Here is a 17,094-nt window from a genome sequence, read left to right as displayed (position 1 = left end):
CGCCGGTGCCTGGACGACCGGAGCGAGCAAGACACGCTCTTCGTCCTGCGAGCGCAGGGAGGAAGGCACCGGGTCAGAGCCCGGTCCGCGTCGGAGCGGAGCGGAGACAGAAGGCTCAGCTCTCGAACTTGTAGCCCAGGCCGCGGACGGTGAGCAGGTGCTCGGGGTTGCCCGGGTCGGTCTCGAGCTTGGCGCGCAGGCGCTTGACGTGGACGTCGAGGGTCTTGGTGTCACCGACGTAGTCCGCGCCCCAGATCCGGTCGATGAGCTGGCCGCGGGTCATCACGCGGCCGGCGTTGCGCAGGAGCATCTCCAGCAGCTCGAACTCCTTGAGCGCCAGCCGGACGGGCTGCCCGTCGACGGCGACCTCGTGCCGCTCGACGTCCATCCGGACCCCGCCGGCCTCGACCACGTCGGGGACGAGCTCCACGTCCTGCCCCCGACGGAGCACCGCCCGGATCCGGGCCACGAGCTCGCGGTGGCTGAACGGCTTGGTGACGTAGTCGTCGGCGCCCAGCTCGAGCCCCACGACCTTGTCGATCTCGGAGTCGCGCGCCGTCAGCATGATCACCGGGACCGGGCCGCGCTGGCGCAGCTGGCGGCAGACCTCGGTGCCGGGCAGGCCCGGCATCATCAGGTCGAGGAGCACGATGTCGGCCCCGGAACGGTCGTACGCGGCCAGCCCCTCGACGCCGTCGGCGGCCTCGACCACCTCGAAGCCCTCGCGCCCGAGCATGTACGCCAGCGTCTCGCGGTAGGACGGCTCGTCCTCCACGACCAGCACCCGGGTCACGAGCGAGCCCCTTCCGCACGGTTCTGCGCTGCTCGCGTCGCGACTGGCTGCTGCACGGCGTCCTCCTCTGGTCGGGCCCGGAGGCCCTCGTGGTCCGCGGCCCGCACCTCGGCGAGGTGGGCCGGGACCGTGATCGTGAAGGTCGACCCACGGCCGACCTGGCTCCACACCCCGACCTTGCCCCCGTGGCTGGCGGCGATGTGCTTGACGATGCTCAGGCCGAGGCCTGTGCCGCCGTTCGCGCGGCTCCGGCCGTAGTCGACCCGGTAGAAGCGCTCGAAGATGCGTTCGGCGTCGGCCGAGGAGATGCCGATGCCCGTGTCGGAGACCGTGATCTCGACGTCGTCGTCCTCGCTGTGCGCACGGGTGTGCGCGGCGACCACGACGCGGGCGCCGGGGTCGGAGTAGACGACGGCGTTCTCGACGAGGTTGCCCACGGCGGTGCTGAGCTGGCGCGCGTTGCCCAGGACCTTGGCGCCGTGGGCCCCGCCGAAGGTGAGGGTGACCCCGCGCTGCTCGGCGTCCACCCGGCAGCGGTCGACCGCGTCGTGCAGCACCTGGTCGATGTCGACCACCTGCGGCTCGGCCAGCGGGTCGTCGGCCTGCAGCCGGGAGAGGTCGATGATCTGGCTGACCAGGTCGGCGAGCCGGGCCGACTCGACGCCCATCCGGCCGGCGAAGCGTCGTACGGCGTCGGGATCGTCGGCGGCGTCCTCCACGGCCTCGGCCAGCAGCGAGATCGCGCCGATCGGGGTCTTGAGCTCGTGGCTGACGTTGGCGACGAAGTCGCGGCGGGTCGCCTCGATCCGGTGCGACGCCGTCAGGTCGTCGGCGAGCACCACCACGAGCCCGTCGGGCAGGGCGGCCACGCGAGCGCTGAGGTAGAGGACCGGGTCGCTCGGCCCACGGCTCAGCTCGAGGTCGAGCAGCCGCGTCTGCCCGTCGCGGCGGGCGGCCCGGACCAGGTCGAGCACCTCGGGGATCCCCACGCGGGTCCCCCGGGCCAGGCCGAGCGAACGGGCGGACCGGGTCGCCTCGAGCACCTCGTCGTGGGGGCCGACGACGACGGCCGAGGCGCTGAGCACGGACAGGATCTCCGAGACGCCATCGGGCACGACGGGCGGCGGCTCCTCGAAGGTGACGGGCTCCTCCGGAGCGGGCCGGCGCATCAGCATCCAGACGACGAGGGCGCCGAGAAGGATCCCCGTGAGCAGCACGGCGGCGGCCCCGAGTGGGTTCACGCTGCGATCCTAGGCCGACCGCACCCGGCCGCTACCGCCCAGAACCGCCGTACGCGACAAGGGTCGCCAGGCGTTCGGGACCCGTTCACGCGCCGTTCACGCGCCGATGGGTCTGCGGTAGGCCGCGACCCTAGGCTGACCCCTGCACACGATCTTCTCAGATGGGACACCCACCGACCATGCGCGAGAACTACCGCGAACAGCTGGACGACATCCTCGCCGACCTGGTGCAGATGTGCCAGACCGTGTCGGGCGCCGTCCGCACGGCCACGACCGCCCTGCTGGAGGCCGACCTCCAGCTCGCCGAGACCGTCATCAGCGAGGACGAGGCGATCGACGCCAAGCAGCGCGAGGTCGAGGCCCGGGCCTTCTCCCTGCTCGCCCGCCAGGCGCCGGTCGCCGGCGAGCTGCGGACCGTCGTCACCACCCTGCGCATGGTCACCGAGCTCGAGCGCATGGGCGACCTCGCCGCGCACGTGGCCAAGATCGCCCGCCTCCGCTACCCCGAGGTCGCGGTCCCGACCTCGCTCCGCTCGAACTTCGTCCGGATGGGCGACGTGGCGGAGAAGATGGTGGTCACCGCCGGCCAGACCCTGAACGACCGGAACATCCAGGTCGCCCAGGAGCTGCGCTCGCGCGACGAGGAGATGGACGAGCTGCGGCGTACGCAGTTCCGCGTGCTCCTCAGCGACGAGTGGGACGACGGGGTCGAGAAGGCCGTCGACGTCGCGCTGCTCGGCCGCTACTACGAGCGCATCGCCGACCACGCCGCCTCGATGGGCCGCCGGATCATCTACGTCGTCACGGGGCAGTTCCCCGAAGAGGACTTCTGGCCCCAGCCCTGACGCTGCCGCCCGGCCTGCGCTCGTACGCGGGTCGGGCCGCGCTTCAGGCACACCCTGCTCACGTCGGCACACCTAGCTCGTCGCGGCACACCCTTCTCGGAACGGCACACCCTGCAGGGTGTGCCGAATCGAGGAGGGTGTGCCTGCTTGCAAGAGGTGTGCCGACGGCGCCAGCGGGAGCGCCTGCGCCGTCGGGCTACTTCTTGCCCTGGTTCTTGACCGCCTCGATCGACGCGGCCGCGGCGGCCGGGTCGAGGTAGCGGCCCGGGCCGGTCGGCTGGAGGTCGTCGTCGAGCTCGTAGACCAGCGGGATGCCGGTCGGGATGTTCAGGCTCACGACCTCGGCGTCGCCGATCTTGTCGAGGTGCTTCACGATCGCCCGCAGCGAGTTGCCGTGCGCGGCGACCAGCGTGACCTTGCCGGCCTGCAGGTCGGGGACGATCGCGTCGTACCAGTACGGGAGCGCCCGCAGCAGCACGTCCTTGAGGCACTCGGTCGCCGGACGCGCGTCCGGCGGCAGGCTCGCGTAGCGCGGGTCGGAGAAGTTGGCGTACGGGTCGTCGCGCGGGATGGGGGGCGGCGGCACGTCGTACGAACGGCGCCAGACCATGAACTGCTCGGCGCCGAACTCGGCGAGCGTCTCCGCCTTGTCCTTGCCCTGCAGCGCACCGTAGTGACGCTCGTTGAGGCGCCAGGAGCGACGCGTCGGGACCCAGTGGCGCTCGGCCCCCATGAGCGCGATCTGGGCGGTGCGGATGGCCCGCTTGAGCAGCGAGGTGTGCACGACGTCGGGCAGCAGGCCGGCCTCGACCAGCAGTTCGCCACCGCGCTTCGCCTCGGCCTCGCCCTTGTCGTTCAGGTCGACGTCGACCCACCCGGTGAAGAGGTTCTTCGCGTTCCACTCGCTCTCGCCGTGACGGAGCAGGATCAGGGTCGACGTCATGTTCCCGACCCTAGTAGAGCGGTCTGAGAGCGACCACACACGCCCGGGTAGTGTCCGCGACGTGCCCCGCTCGATCGCCACGACCACCTCCGTGCCCCTCGCCGAGCTGCTCGACTTCGTCCGGCCGCGGCACCGCTTCCTGCTGGCGACGACCCGCCGTGACGGCCGGCCGCAGCTCTCCCCCGTCTCCGGCGGCGTCGACGCCGAGGGCCGCCTGGTCGTCTCGTCGTACCCCGCGCGGGCCAAGGTCACGAACGCCGAGCAGCGCCCCGAGGTCTCCGTCTGCGTCATCTCCGACGAGTGGAACGGCCCCTGGGTGCAGGTCGACGGCCACGCCGAGGTGCTGCACATGCCCGAGGCCGAGGACGGGCTCGTCGACTACTTCCGCTCGATCTCCGGGGAGCACCCGGACTGGGACGAGTACCGCGCGGCGATGCGGCTGCAGGACAAGTCGCTGCTGCGCATCACCCCCACGCGCTGGAGCCCGATCGCGACGGGCGGCTTCCCGGCCGACGTGGCCGCACGGCTGGACGCCTAGAGGCCGTCCGGGGTTCCGCGCCCGGGGTCGAGGCTCGCGAACGCGGCGAGGTTGGCCGTCGACTCTCCGCGGGAGCGCCGCCAGGCCCACTCGCGTCGGATGCTGTCGGCGAACCCCATCCCCACCAGCGGGTCGAAGCTCCTGTCCGCGGTCTCGGCGACCGCGCCGAGCAGCCGGTCGACGCTCTTCGGAACCAGCCCGGCGACGGGCAGCCGCCCGACGAGGTAGACGTCCCCGAGGTGGTCCACGCAGAACGCGATCCCGCCGAGTCGTAGGTTCCGCTCGAGCAGCCAGCGGTGCACGCGGTCGGCGTCCTGCTCCGGCGCCCGGACGACGAACGCCCGCACCTGCACGCTGTGCACCCCGACCTCCAGCGCGCACTCGGTCGTCAGCTTGTGCTCCCCCGGCAGCGTCACGGTGAACGTGTCTCCACGTCGTCCCCATGGCAGCCCGAGGTCACGCAGGGTCTGTTCTACGACCTCGACCGCACTCACGAGGCGAGCCTACGAACTCGCTCGGCGAACCAACCGCACAGGACGCAGCAACGGGGCCGCCCTGCGTGGTCGAGGTCGGCTGCCCGGCTCGCGAACTCTGCGCCCCCGCCATCACCTTGCGCCCGCAGGAACGGGCGCAACGTATCCGGCGGGGCGTGACGTCACGTCTGCTGGACGAACCAGCGCACCTCGTACGGCTCCAGGTGCAGCGGGCCGTCGGTGAGGGGCGTCTCCTCGGTCAGCGCGTCCCAGGCCCAGCTGCCGACGGGCAGCACCCAGCGCGGGAGGCTCTGCGGCTCCGGCGTGACGTTGTGGACCGCGACCATCGTCTGGCCCGGGGCGGAGCGCAGACAGACCAGCACGGCCGGGTTCACGGGGTCGAGGACCTGGGTCTCGACCGACGCCTCCAGCGCGGGCAGGGCGGAACGCACGGCGACGAGGTGCCGCATCCCGGTGTAGACCCGGTGCTCGAGCGTGCCGGGCTCGTGGCGCCGCCCGACCCGGTCCCACGGCATCTTCGGGCGGTGCACCCACCGGTTGTCGTCGGCGTGGTCGGGGTCGGCGTCGAACTCGTAGTCGTTGACCAGCCCGAGCTCGTCGCCCATGTAGATCAGCGGGAGGCCGCCGTAGCCGAGCACGACCGCGTACGCGAGGAGCAGCTTGCGGACGGCGAGCTCGAGGTGCGTCTCGTCGGTGCTGCCGAGCGCGGCCTCGATCCCGACGAGGGACGCCGCCGTGCCGCTGATCCGGCGGTCGCCGGTCTCGAGGTTCTCCTGGAACACGAGCCCCCGGGCGTCGCTCATCGGGTAGACGCCGGCGTAGAAGTCGGCCAGGAAGCGGCGGTGCTCGAAGCCGTTCAGCCCCACCGAGGCCGCGTCGGCGTCGTCGATGGCCCAGCCGATGTCGTCGTGGCAGCGGAGGTAGGTGTCCCAGACCGTCGTGACGGGCTTGGACGGGAAGCGGTTCATGGCCGCGCAGAAGAGCCGGGTGTCCTTGGCCGCCAGAGCCGACCAGATCTGGACCATCAGCGAGTTCTGGTAGGCCATGTCGCTGACCTTGCCGGCGTGCTTGCCGACCCCGAGGTACGGCGCGAGGTCGGCCGGGCCGACGATCGCCTCGGCCTTGAAGACGAGGGCCGGAGCCGCGATCCGCGCGACGGTCCGCAGCGCCTGGGTGATGGCGTGCACCTCGGGCTGGTTCTGGCAGGCGGTGCCCATGCGCTTGAACAGGAACGCGATGGCGTCGAGCCGCAGGCACTCCACGCCCAGGTTGGCCAGCCAGAGGATCAGGTCGGCGAACTCGTAGAACACGTCCGGGTTGTGCCAGTTGAGGTCCCACTGCCAGGAGTTGAACGTCGTCCACACCCACGAGGACGACTCCTCGTCGAAGGTGAAGCTGCCCGGCGCGGTGTCCGGGAACACCTCCGGCAGGGTGCGCTCGTACGCGTCGGGCAGCTGGCGGTCGGCGAACATGTGGAAGTAGCTGCGGTGATGCGCGTCGCCGCTGCGGGCGGCGACTGCCCAGGCGTGCTCGGCCGCCACGTGGTTGAGGACCAGGTCGAGCGTCAACGAGATGCCGCGTCCGCGCAGCGTGGTCGCGAGGTCGCGCAGGTCCTCGACCGTGCCGAGGTCCTCGCGCACCGCGCGGTAGTCCATGACCGCGTAGCCGCCGTCGCTCTGCCCCGGCCGCGGCTTGAGCAGCGGCATCAGGTGCAGGTAGGTGACGCCGAGCTCGGCGAGGTAGTCGACCTTCTCCCCCACCCCGCGCAGCGTCCCGCCGAAGAGGTCGGTGTACGTCGCGTAGCCGAGCATCGACTGGTGCCCGAACCACTGCGGGTCGGCGTGGCGCTGCAGGTCGAGCAGCCGCAGATCGGCCGGCCGGCGCCGGAAGTTGTCCGCCGCGATCTCGACGAGGCGGTGCGCCATCTCCATCGCGTGCGCCGGGTAGGCGCCGGTCAGACCCGTCACGAGGTCCGGCCAGTAGCGCTTGAGGCGCGTCGCGAACACGGCCTGGTCGTGCGGCGGCTCGCCCTCGAGCAGCTCCGCGACGTCGGGAATCGTCACGCCGGGAGCCTAACGGGCCTGGTCACGGAGAGGATGGTGCGGTGCGGATCACCGGGGACGAGATGTGGACGGTGCTGCGGAGGCTCGACGACCCGGACCACCTGGAGTGGCCCGCCGACTTCGACTTCGCCGCGACGCGGGCGAGGTTCGAGCGGCTGGTGAGTGGCCTGGACGCGGCGTTCGGCTGCCGGTGCGACGCCGACCGGTCGGTGCAGGACGCGAGCCTGCACGCGCAGGTCGCGATCCCGGCGGGCGCGACAGTCACGGGCGAGCGCCTGGTCGTCTGCGTCAGCAACTTCGGGTCCTTGGCCACCGTCTCGGTCGTCAACCCGGGCGTCTTCGACGAGGAGGAGCACGAGGCGTTGCTGGACGCCGAGGACGCACGGCGGATCCACGACGTGCTCGACGACCTGGGCTACGTCGTCGTCCCCGAGGCGCCGCTGTGGCAGACCTACGACGGCCCCAGCCGGATCACCGTCGACCCCTCGTACCCGGCGTCCTGGTGGACGCGCTACTTCGACTACCTCTGAGGGGCAGAACGCTCAGCGCGTCTTCTGCCCGCCCCGGAGCCTGAGGCGCGACTTGAACTCCTGGGTGAACGCCTCGCGCACGGCGTCGGTGTCGAGCGAGTCGCCGAGCTTGCCGAACGACCCGGTGACGGCACGCTGGCAGACGGCGAGCCAGGCCTGGCCCATCGCGTACGTGTAGGTGGACGCCACCCCGGCGCCGATCAGCCCGCCCGCGATCGTGCCGGCACCCGGGATCAGCTTGAGCAGGCCCGTGGCCGTGGCCCGGCCGGCCTGCGTCGCCGCGGTCGTCGAGGCGATCGCCATGAGTGCCGCCCGGTCGAACTTGATCTTGTAGAGCTGGGCGATCTTGGCCATCATGCCGAGCTGGATCGGCACCAGCATGACCGCGTCGGAGAACGGCACCGGCACGGCCGCGCTGGCCGCGGCGCTCGACGCGGCGGCCGCGATCACCCTCTGGGCCTCGGACGCCTTCCGGGAATGATCGATCTCCTGCGCCGCGACGAGTGCTCCGTGTACGCCTTCTGGCGCAACGCGAAAGGTGGCATCGAGGACCTCTCGCAGCCCGTACGCCCGCTGCCCGGTGAACGAGTCCGCCTTGGCGTAGGTGAGGAACGGGCTCCCGGGCACGATCGGCAGGTGCCGCTGCCGGACCAGCTCGGCCAGGGCGACGGCGTCCGGGTGGAAGCCGGACTCGTTCCGCGGCACCTGGGTCATGACGATGATCACCGGCAGCCCGAGCTCGTCGAGCGCGCGGACGAAGTCGGCCTCGGTGTCCTCGAAGCGCCGGTCCATGCCGCGCACGCAGTACCAGGCGACGTGCACCTGCTCGCTCAGCGGCATCTTGCGGGTGCGGTTGATCATCTTCTGCATCTCGTCGATGATCTTGCGGTCGTCGGTGCCGATCTCCAGGCCCTGGGTGTCGACGATGCCGAGGCTCCCGACCTTGTCCAGGTAGAGGTGGCTGCCCTGCGTCACCGGCTCGCCGATGCCCACCTTGGCGACGTCCTCACCGAACACCGCGTTCACCAGCGTGGACTTGCCGACGCCGGTCTTGCCGAACACCGCGAGGTTGAAGCGGCCGATCGCCTCCGACTGCTGCTCGTACTCGGTACGGAACGAGTCCTTGAGCCAGTCGTTCGCCATGGGACCTCCTGCAGGTGGGAAAAGCCAAGGCTACGGGGGTCCTGCGCGAGCGTGAGCCGGCGCCTCCGGTCCCAGGTAGACTCGTCTGGTTGCCCGAACGACGCCGTCGCGGGCCTGCAGGACCGGCTTGCCCTGGTCCGCACCCCACGTCTGAACAGGGAGCACCACCGCCATGCCCGTACGCAGCGATCTGCGCAACGTCGCCATCGTGGCCCACGTCGACCACGGCAAGACCACCCTCGTGGACGCCATGCTGTGGCAGTCCGGGGCCTTCCGCGCCAACCAGGACATCAACAACCGGGTCATGGACTCCATGGACCTCGAGCGCGAGAAGGGCATCACCATCCTCGCGAAGAACACGGCGGTGCTGCACCACGCACCGGACGGTTCCGACGTCATCATCAACATCATCGACACCCCGGGCCACGCCGACTTCGGTGGCGAGGTGGAGCGCGGCCTCGAGATGGTCGACGGCGTCGTCCTGCTCGTGGACGCGTCCGAGGGGCCGCTGCCCCAGACCCGGTTCGTGCTGCGCAAGGCGCTGGCCAAGAACCTGCCGATCATCGTGGTCGTCAACAAGGTCGACCGCCCCGACGCCCGGATCACCGAGGTCGTCGAGGAGACGTACGAGCTGTTCCTCGACCTGCTCGAGGACGGCGAGACCGACGTGCTCGACTTCCCGGTCGTCTACGCCTCGGCCAAAGCCGGCCGCGCGTCGCTGAACGCCCCCGAGAACGGCGAGATGCCCGACTCCGACGACCTCGGCCCGCTCTTCGCGACCATCCTCAACGGTGTCCCCGCCCCGGAGTACGAGGAGGGCGCGGTCCTCCAGGCCCACGTCACCAACCTCGACGCCTCCCCCTACCTCGGCCGCCTCGCGCTGTGCCGGGTGTTCGCGGGCGAGATGAAGCGCGGTCAGGTCGTGGCCTGGTGCAAGCAGGACGGCACCATCCAGAACATCAAGCTCACCGAGATGCTGATCACCGAGGCGCTCGACCGGGTCCCGGCCGACATCGCCCGTCCCGGCGACATCATCGCCATCGCGGGCATCCCCGACATCACCATCGGCGAGACGCTCTCGGACCCCGAGAACCCGAAGCCGCTCCCGCTGATCACGGTCGACCAGCCGTCGATCTCGATGACCATCGGCATCAACACGTCGCCGCTGGCCGGCAAGTCCGGCAAGCTGCTGACCGCCCGCCTGGTCAAGAACCGGCTCGACGCCGAGCTCATCGGCAACGTGTCGATCAAGGTCGCGAACACCGAGCGCCCCGACACCTGGGAGGTCCAGGGCCGTGGCGAGCTGCAGCTGGCGATCCTCGTCGAGATGATGCGCCGCGAGGGCTTCGAGCTCACCGTCGGCAAGCCGCAGGTCGTGACCCGCGAGGTCGACGGCAAGATCCACGAGCCCGTCGAGCGCCTGACCATCGACGCCCCCGAGGACTTCGTCGGCGTCGTCACCCAGCTGCTCGGGCTGCGCAAGGGCCGCCTCGAGCAGATGATCAACCACGGCACCGGCTGGGTCCGCATGGAGTACCTGGTTCCCGCCCGCGGCCTCATCGGCTTCCGGACCGAGTTCCTGACCGAGACGCGCGGCACCGGGATGATGCACCACGTCTTCGAGAAGTACGAGCCCTGGCACGGCGAGCTGCGCACCCGCCCGAACGGCTCGCTGGTCTCCGACCGCAGCGGCGTCGTGACGGCGTACGCGTCGTTCTCCCTGCAGGAGCGCGGCACCCTCTTCGTCGGCCCGACCACCGAGGTCTACGAGGGCATGATCGTCGGCGAGAACGCCCGTTCCGACGACATGGACGTCAACATCACCCGCGAGAAGAAGCTCACCAACGTGCGCTCCTCCACAGGTGACGAGCTGGAGCGGCTGATCCCGCCGAAGAACATGGCGATGGAGCAGGCGCTCGAGTTCTGCCGCGGTGACGAGTGCATCGAGGTCACCCCGGCCGCCGTCCGGATCCGCAAGGTCGTGCTGAACGCCGGCGAGCGGTCGCGCACCCGCTCGCGGGCCAAGACCAACAGCTGACGCACCACGCGTGACGAACGCCCCCTGAGCCTGGCTCAGGGGGCGTTCGTCGTTCGTGTCCGTCCGTCAGCTGGCGGTCCCGGCGCCCTGGTCGGGAGCAGGCTCCTCGTGCTGCGGGAGCGTCGACGCCTTCTTCGCGGCGGTCTTCTTCGCCGGGGCCTTCTTGGCCGGCGCCTTCGTGGCCGGGGCCGTGGTCACCGAGGCCTCGGCCGCGGTCTTCTTCGCCGGAGCCTTCTTGACCGGGGCCTTCTTGGCCGCTGTCTTCTTGGCCGCCGTCTTCGCCTCGCGCTCCTGCGCAAGGGCCTGCGCCGGGCTCACGTCGGCGTCGACCTCCGGGGCGGCGGCGGTCGTCGCGGCCGCGGCCGCACGGGCGGCCCGGGTCGCGCTCTCCGGCGTGACGTCCTCGGCCGGCTTGGGCGTGGTCCGGGCCCGCGCGGCCCGGCCGGTCACGTTCCGGCGGACCTCGGTGACGGCCTCCTGCGCCTGGTCGACCAGCGGCTGGACGGCCTCGGCCGCCTCGTCGAGGTTCTCCTCCGCGGTCTGACGCGCGGCGCGGGTAGCCGTCCGCACGTCGCCGACCCGGTCGTCCACGACGCGCTTGCCGCGCCCGGCGAGCGAGCTGTAGGTGTCGCCGGCCTGCGCGACGAGCTCCTCGGCCTGACGCTGCAGGTCGGCGAGGCGGATCCGCGTCGTGTCCGGCAGGGCCCGGACCTGCTCGGGCAGCGTGGACAGGAACTCGCGCAGCTCGTCGGCGTTCACGCGCGCCTGCTCGACGCGCTCGAGCCGCCGGTCACGGATCTCGGCCAGCCGCTCCTCGGCCTTGCGCTGCCGTGCGGCGACCGACTCGCGGAACAGGTCCGCGATCACGTCGGCCAGGCCGGCGACGGCGTAGAAGGGGCGCAGGTCGGGCTCGTCGTGCTTGGGCATGGTGCTCCTTGGGGGTGATCGGACGCGGGGATCAACCCGCGACGGGCTCGGGCTCGGGTCCGGGGTCGGACGGGTTCGCCGCGTCCTCGGCGACGAAGCTGCGGTAGACGTCGAGCAGCACCTGCTTGTGCCGCTCGCTGATCGCGGTGTCGGCCAGCACGGCCGTCTCGACGGTGCTCGACGGGTGGTCCTCGGGGTCGAGGATCCCGGCGCGCACGTACAGCGACTCGGCCGAGACCCGCAGCGCCTTGGACAGCTGCTGCAGGACCTCCGCCGAGGGGCGCCGCAGCCCGCGCTCGATCTGGCTGAGGTACGGGTTGGACACCCCCGTCAGCTCGGCGAGCTGACGCAGCGTCAGCTCGGCGGCACGACGCCGGTCGGCGATGTACTCACCCACCGAGTCGAGCGTGCTGGTCCGCCGTGCCATGCACCCCAGGATGCTTGCAGGTGCAAGCAGAATCAAGGGGGAGCAAGCAGGAGTGTGAGAGAACTCCCCCTAGCCATTCCGGCGCACGACCCGGCACACTTGAGCGCTCCTCCGTCCCCTGACCCAGGAGCGCACCCGTGAGCGACACCACCACGGCCGACCGGACCGACGAGGTCCAGGACGAGCCCGGCCTGAAGCGGGTCCTCGGGCCCAAGCTGCTCCTGCTGTTCATCGTCGGCGACATCCTCGGGACGGGGATCTACGCCGTCACCGGGACGGTCGCCAAAGAGGTCGGCGGTGTCGTCTGGCTGCCGTTCCTCATCGCGTTCGCGGTCGCGCTCGTGACGGCGTTCTCGTACCTGGAGCTGGTCACCAAGTACCCGCAGGCCGCCGGCGCCGCCCTCTACGCGCACAAGGCGTTCGGGGTGCACTTCGTGACGTTTCTGCTGGCCTTCGCGGTCATGTGCTCGGGCATCACGTCCGCGGCGACCGCCTCCCGGGCGTTCGCGGCGAACCTCGAGGCCATGGTCAACGTCGTCCGCGCGGAGTGGCTGGGCGGCGTCGAGGTCGACCTCTCCGCCGGCCTGACGACCGTGCTCGCCGTCTGCTTCATGCTCGTCATCGCGCTGGTCAATCTGCGTGGGGTCGCGGAGAGCGTCTACGCCAACATCGTGCTGACCTGCGTCGAGCTGACCGGCCTGCTGATCGTGATCTTCGTCGGCTTCTACGCCTTCACGCAGGGCAAGGCGGACATGTCACGGGTCGTCATGTTCGACACCGCCGAGGACAAGTCGATCTTCATCGCGGTGACGACGGCGACGTCGCTGGCCTTCTTCGCCATGGTCGGCTTCGAGGACTCGGTGAACATGGCCGAGGAGGTGCACGAGCCCTCGAAGGTCTTCCCGAAGATCCTGCTGACCGCCCTCGGGATCACCGGTGCGATCTACATCCTGGTGTCGATCACCGCGATCGCGCTCGTGCCGGCCGGCGAGCTCGGCCAGGGCGACGCCCCGCTGCTCAAGGTCGTGAACGCGGGCGCCCCCGACCTGCCGATCGGCGACATCTTCCCGTTGATCAGCATGTTCGCCGTCGCGAACACCGCGCTGATCAACATGCTCATGGCCAGCCGCCTGCTCTACGGGATGGCCCGTCAGCGGGTGCTGCCGCCCGTGCTCGGACGAGTGCTGCCGGGCCGGCGTACGCCATGGGTCGCCATCCTCTTCACCACCGCGCTGGCCGTCGGCCTGATCACCGTCGTGGGCCGGATCAGCGCGCTCGGCGGCACGACCGCGCTGCTCCTGCTGGGCGTCTTCACCGTGGTCAACATCTGCTGCCTCGTGCTGCGGCGCGAGCGCGTCGACCACGAGCACTTCCACGCCCCGACCTGGCTGCCGGTCGTCGGCGCGCTGGCGTGCGCGTACCTCGTGGGTCCGTGGACCGGCCGGGCCGCCGAGCAGTACTGGGTCGCGCTGGTCCTGATCGGCATCGGCCTGGTGCTCTGGCTGGTCACGTTCGTGGTCAACCGCGCCCTCTACAGCCGGCACACCTACTTCCAGAGCCCCGAGGACCTGGAGAAGTAGGACCAGGGCGCTCGACCGTGCCTTGACCCCACCGCCGCCGGATCTCGCGCCGGTGCCTGGACGACCGGAGCGAGCAGGACACGCTTTTCGTCCTGCTCGCGGAGGGAGGAAGGCATCGGGTCAGAGCGAGATCCGCGCCGGAGCGGAGCGGAGGCAATCAAATGCGGGCGGACTGAGGAACGCTCGACGTGATCAGCGTCCCGTCGGGTCGCCGCTCGCCGCCGCGCGGGCCGATCGGGCCCTGCAGCCGGGGCCCCTGGTCCTCGAGCGGGACCGTCACCTCCGCCGCCGCCGACACGACCACCCGGTGCCCCCTGACGCTGACCTCGGCCTGGCCGCCCTCGAGCACCGTGAAGATCATCTGCTTCGCCCGCAGGTCGACCCGGAGGCGCGTGCCGCGCAGCGTCAGCTGGAAGCACAGCCCCTGCCAGCCCTCCGGCAGACGGGGGTCGAAGGTGATCACGCCGTTGTAGTCGCGCATGCCCGCGAAGCCGTAGACCAGCGCGTTCCAGACGCCACCGGTCGAGGCCACGTGCACGCCGTCGCTGGTGTTGCCGTGCAGGTTCGCCAGGTCGACGTAGAGCGAGTTCTCGAAGTAGCGCAGCGCCAGGTCGGCGTAGCCCACCTCGGCCGCGACGATCGACTGCACGACCCCCGACAGCGTCGAGTCGCCCGTGGTGATCGGGTCGTAGTACTCGAAGTCGACGCGCTTCTGCTCGGCGGTGAAGTGGTCGCCCTGCAGGAACAGCGCCAGAACCACGTCGGCCTGCTTGAGCACCTGGAAGCGGTAGATCACCAGGGGGTGGTAGTGCAGGAGCAGCGGCCGCATGTCCATCGGCGTGTTCGCGAGGTCCCAGACCTCGCGGTCCAGGAAGAGCGAGTCCTGCGGGTTGATGCCGGTCACCGGGTCGAAGAGGATCGTCATCGCGCGGGCGGCCGCGGTCCACTCGTCCGCCTCGTCCCGGCCGATGTCGAGCCGTTCGACGGCGCGGGCGTACGCGTCCGGCGCCTCGGTCTTCATCCAGCCCAGCGTCCAGGCCGCCTGGTCGAGGTTGAAGCGGGCCATGACGTTGGTGAAGAGGTTGTCGTTCACCACGGTCGTGTACTCGTCCGGGCCGGTGACGCCGTGGATGTGGAAGCTCCGACGCCCGTCGCCGTTCTCGCGCCAGAAGCCGAGGTCGGCCCACATCCGCGCGGTCTCGACGAGGATGTCGACGCCCTCGCGGTTCATGAAGTCGTGGTCGCCGCTGGCCGCGACGTACTTGCAGAGCGCGAAGGCCACGTCGGCGTCGATGTGGTACTGCGCGGTCCCGGCCGCGTAGTAGGCCGAGGCCTCCGAGCCGTTGATCGTCCGCCAGGGGTAGAGCGCGCCCACCTGCGTGAGCTCCTGCGCGCGCGCCCGGGCGGCGTCCAGCAGCTTGTAGCGGAACCGCATCGCGCTGCGGGCCATCGCCGGCGACGTGTAGGTCAGGAAGGGCAGGACGTAGATCTCGGTGTCCCAGAAGTAGTGGCCGCTGTAGCCGGACCCGGTGACGCCCTTGGCCGGCACGCCCGACTGCTCGGCCCGTGCCGCAGCCTGGGCGATCTGGAACAGGTTCCAGCGGATCGCCTGCTGCAGCTCCGGCTGGTCGACGAGCGCGACGTCGGAACGGTCCCAGTAGGCGTCGAGCCAGCGGCGCTGCTCCGCGAGCTCGCGGTCGATCCCGTGCCCGGCGACGCGGTCGAGCACCCGACGGCAACGGTCGTTGAGCTCGCGGACCGGCACGCCGCGGGAGGTGTGATAGGTGACGGTCTTGACGATCGTGATCGCCTGGCCGCGCGAGGCCGCGACCCGGTAGACCATCTTGCCGGTGTCCTCGTCGGCGCTGATGTGCTCGGTGTACGCGTTCTCGGTGATGATCTGGTGGTCGACCCCGACGGCGAGCGTCATCCCGGAGTGGGCGCAGCGGTAGCCCATCATCAGCCGCGCCCCGTCGGCCGAGTGCGTCTGCGGCTCGAGCACCCGCTCGTGGAAGCCCTCGGCCTTGCGCGGGTCGGCCAGGCTGCCCTCGCCCATCGCGGCCGAGCGAACGTGGTACTCGTCGCGGCCGTCCTGGCGGTTGAGCGTCTGGCTCGAGATGACCACGGGCGCGCTGTCGTCGAGCATCGTGACCTCGAAGGTCATGATCGCCAGGTGGCGCTGGGTGAAGCTCACCATCCGCCGCGAGCTCACCTGGACGCGCTTGCCGCCCGGGGTGCGCCAGATCAGGTCGCGCCGCAGGACGCCGTCGCGGAAGTCGAGCGTGCGGTCGTAGTGCTCCAGGTCGGCCACCGAGAGGAGCAGCGGCTCGTCGTCGACGTAGAGCTTGATCGTCTTGTTGTCGGGGACGTTGACGATCGTCTGGCCGACCTTGGCGAAGCCGAATGCCTCCTCCGCGTGCCGGATCGGGTAGGTCTCGTGGAAGCCGTTGATGAACGTCCCGTGCGCGTACGTCTCGCGCCCCTCCTCGACGTTCCCGCGCATGCCGAGGTAGCCGTTGCCGACGGCGAAGAGCGTCTCGGTGACGCCGAGGTCGTCGGCCCCGTAGACGGCCTCGGTCAGGGCCCAGTCCCGGACCGGGAAGCGGACCCGGTCGAGCGGGTCGCCGTGGTGGCGCGGGGTGTCCTCGTGCGAACCCCTCATCAGCGCTCGCCTGCCAGCTCGGCGAGGTCGGTGACGACGACGTCCGCACCCGCGTCGGCGAGCTTGTCCGCGCCCACGCCCCGGTCCACGCCGACGACGAGACCGAAGCCGCCCGCGTGCCCGGCCGCGACCCCGGAGACCGCGTCCTCCAGCACGACCGCGTGCTCGGGATCGACCCCGAGCCGCCGGGCCCCCTCGAGGTAGGTGTCCGGGGCCGGCTTGCCCGGCAGGCCGGCGTCGGACGCGACCTGGCCGTCGACCACGACCTCGAAGCGGTCGGCCAAGCCGGCGGCCTCGAGCACGGCGGGTGCGTTCCGCGAGGAGGAGACGACCGCGATCTTGGTCCCGCGCTGCTCGAGGTGGTCGAGCAGCGTGACCGAGCCCGCGTACGGCTCCACGCCGTCGGCGGCCAGCGCCGCGGCGAAGAAGTCGTTCTTGCGGTTGCCCAGCCCGCAGACCGTCTCGGCCGACGCCGGGTCGGAGGGCTCCCCCTCCGGCAGCGTCAGGTCGCGGGAGGCGAGGAAGTCGCGGACCCCGTCGTACCGGGGCTTGCCGTCGATGTGGTCGAAGTAGTCGGCCTCGGCGTACGGCCGCGCCGTCTCGCCCTTGAGGGTGAGGTAGTCGGTGAAGAGGTCCCGCCACGCGCGCATGTGCACCTCCGCCGTCGGCGTCAGGACCCCGTCGAGGTCGAAGAGCGCAGCGTCGTAGTCGTCCCAGTCCACGAGGAAGAACACTAGGGGGAAATTGTCACGACAAGATGCCGTCGGCGCGCATCGATCAGCGCGTCACGAGGAAGCGCTGACGGCATACCGCCCCTGCGAGCGCACCTGGGTCTGGAGTCAGCGGTTCCTGCCGCGGACGAGCAGGTCC

Annotated in this window: 15 protein-coding genes; 5 read left to right on the top strand and 10 right to left on the bottom strand. The window is 70.9% G+C overall.

Annotation, left to right across the window (positions count from 1 at the left end):
- Positions 1-115 precede the first annotated feature (115 nt).
- Positions 116-793: a response regulator gene (locus FHX39_RS01935; protein WP_183336328.1), complete on the bottom strand. Its 678-nt coding sequence runs from the start codon at positions 791-793 to the stop codon at positions 116-118.
- The gene (locus tag FHX39_RS01930) at positions 790-2,034 is read right to left on the bottom strand and encodes a sensor histidine kinase (RefSeq protein ID WP_332836623.1); all 1,245 of its coding nucleotides are present in this window, start codon (positions 2,032-2,034) and stop codon (positions 790-792) included. Before FHX39_RS01930 ends, FHX39_RS01935 begins: the two co-directional genes overlap by 4 nt.
- Before the next feature lie 179 nt (positions 2,035-2,213).
- Between FHX39_RS01930 and phoU the strand changes: the two genes are divergently transcribed.
- Entirely contained in the window at positions 2,214-2,879 is a 666-nt protein-coding gene (gene phoU / locus FHX39_RS01925) for a phosphate signaling complex protein PhoU (protein ID WP_183340775.1), read from the top strand.
- Positions 2,880-3,075: 196 nt separating this feature from the next.
- Here phoU and FHX39_RS01920 read toward each other — a convergent pair whose 3' ends face one another.
- Complete coding sequence (locus FHX39_RS01920; RefSeq protein WP_183336326.1) at positions 3,076-3,822, bottom strand: phosphoglyceromutase; 747 nt, start codon at positions 3,820-3,822, stop codon at positions 3,076-3,078.
- A 61-nt stretch (positions 3,823-3,883) separates the two neighbouring features.
- Here FHX39_RS01920 and FHX39_RS01915 point away from each other — a divergent pair, with 61 nt between their 5' ends.
- A complete protein-coding gene (locus FHX39_RS01915) occupies positions 3,884-4,360 on the top strand; it encodes a PPOX class F420-dependent oxidoreductase (protein ID WP_183336324.1) in 477 nt (158 codons plus the stop codon).
- Here FHX39_RS01915 and FHX39_RS01910 read toward each other — a convergent pair.
- Complete coding sequence (locus FHX39_RS01910) at positions 4,357-4,854, bottom strand: type III secretion system chaperone family protein (RefSeq protein WP_183336322.1); 498 nt, start codon at positions 4,852-4,854, stop codon at positions 4,357-4,359. The genes FHX39_RS01915 and FHX39_RS01910 overlap by 4 nt on opposite strands.
- A gap of 161 nt (positions 4,855-5,015) precedes the next feature.
- The gene (locus FHX39_RS01905) at positions 5,016-6,917 is read right to left on the bottom strand and encodes an amylosucrase (protein ID WP_332836622.1); all 1,902 of its coding nucleotides are present in this window, start codon (positions 6,915-6,917) and stop codon (positions 5,016-5,018) included.
- Positions 6,918-6,958: 41 nt separating this feature from the next.
- On the opposite strand from FHX39_RS01905, the gene FHX39_RS01900 reads away from it, so the two are divergent.
- Complete coding sequence (locus FHX39_RS01900; protein WP_198423223.1) at positions 6,959-7,447, top strand: hypothetical protein; 489 nt, start codon at positions 6,959-6,961, stop codon at positions 7,445-7,447.
- 12 nt (positions 7,448-7,459) lie between these two features.
- Here FHX39_RS01900 and FHX39_RS01895 read toward each other — a convergent pair whose 3' ends face one another.
- Positions 7,460-8,590: a GTPase family protein gene (locus FHX39_RS01895; RefSeq protein WP_183336320.1), complete on the bottom strand. Its 1,131-nt coding sequence runs from the start codon at positions 8,588-8,590 to the stop codon at positions 7,460-7,462.
- 172 nt (positions 8,591-8,762) lie between these two features.
- Here FHX39_RS01895 and typA point away from each other — a divergent pair, with 172 nt between their 5' ends.
- Positions 8,763-10,628 (top strand): translational GTPase TypA, encoded by a 1,866-nt coding sequence (gene typA / locus FHX39_RS01890; RefSeq protein WP_183336318.1) that lies wholly within the window; start codon positions 8,763-8,765, stop codon positions 10,626-10,628.
- 66 nt (positions 10,629-10,694) lie between these two features.
- Here the strand turns inward: typA and FHX39_RS21620 are convergent, their stop codons facing one another.
- A complete protein-coding gene (locus FHX39_RS21620; RefSeq protein WP_183336316.1) occupies positions 10,695-11,555 on the bottom strand; it encodes a hypothetical protein in 861 nt (286 codons plus the stop codon).
- 31 nt (positions 11,556-11,586) lie between these two features.
- Positions 11,587-11,982, bottom strand: coding sequence for a helix-turn-helix domain-containing protein (locus FHX39_RS01880; protein ID WP_183336314.1), 396 nt, complete (start codon positions 11,980-11,982; stop codon positions 11,587-11,589).
- A 137-nt stretch (positions 11,983-12,119) separates the two neighbouring features.
- Here FHX39_RS01880 and FHX39_RS01875 point away from each other — a divergent pair, with 137 nt between their 5' ends.
- The gene (locus FHX39_RS01875) at positions 12,120-13,562 is read left to right on the top strand and encodes an APC family permease (RefSeq protein ID WP_183336312.1); all 1,443 of its coding nucleotides are present in this window, start codon (positions 12,120-12,122) and stop codon (positions 13,560-13,562) included.
- Between the two features lie 157 nt (positions 13,563-13,719).
- Here the strand turns inward: FHX39_RS01875 and FHX39_RS01870 are convergent, their stop codons facing one another.
- Both FHX39_RS01870 and FHX39_RS01865 read right to left on the bottom strand, forming a co-directional pair.
- A complete protein-coding gene (locus FHX39_RS01870) occupies positions 13,720-16,224 on the bottom strand; it encodes a glycoside hydrolase family 65 protein (RefSeq protein ID WP_183336309.1) in 2,505 nt (834 codons plus the stop codon).
- Positions 16,224-16,958 carry an HAD family hydrolase gene (locus FHX39_RS01865; protein WP_332836621.1) on the bottom strand — a complete coding sequence of 245 codons (735 nt, stop codon included), beginning with the start codon at positions 16,956-16,958 and terminating at the stop codon, positions 16,224-16,226. Before FHX39_RS01865 ends, FHX39_RS01870 begins: the two co-directional genes overlap by 1 nt.
- Positions 16,959-17,094 lie beyond the last annotated feature (136 nt).

The organism is Microlunatus antarcticus (assembly GCF_014193425.1).
Taxonomy (GTDB): domain Bacteria; phylum Actinomycetota; class Actinomycetes; order Propionibacteriales; family Propionibacteriaceae; genus Microlunatus; species Microlunatus antarcticus.
Note: the sequence above shows the minus strand (reverse complement) of the source record. Positions and strands in the feature narration are given on the sequence as shown.

Bases quoted from the DNA above. Each gene is read 5' to 3' on its own strand.
- phoU (WP_183340775.1), top strand. From the start codon at position 2,214: ATGCGCGAGAACTACCGCGAACAGCTGGACGACATCCTCGCCGACCTG.
- FHX39_RS01870 (WP_183336309.1), bottom strand. From the start codon at position 16,224: ATGAGGGGTTCGCACGAGGACACCCCGCGCCACCACGGCGACCCGCTC.
- FHX39_RS01880 (WP_183336314.1), bottom strand. From the start codon at position 11,982: ATGGCACGGCGGACCAGCACGCTCGACTCGGTGGGTGAGTACATCGCC.
- FHX39_RS01895 (WP_183336320.1), bottom strand. From the start codon at position 8,590: ATGGCGAACGACTGGCTCAAGGACTCGTTCCGTACCGAGTACGAGCAG.
- FHX39_RS21620 (WP_183336316.1), bottom strand. From the start codon at position 11,555: ATGCCCAAGCACGACGAGCCCGACCTGCGCCCCTTCTACGCCGTCGCC.
- FHX39_RS01920 (WP_183336326.1), bottom strand. From the start codon at position 3,822: ATGACGTCGACCCTGATCCTGCTCCGTCACGGCGAGAGCGAGTGGAAC.
- typA (WP_183336318.1), top strand. From the start codon at position 8,763: ATGCCCGTACGCAGCGATCTGCGCAACGTCGCCATCGTGGCCCACGTC.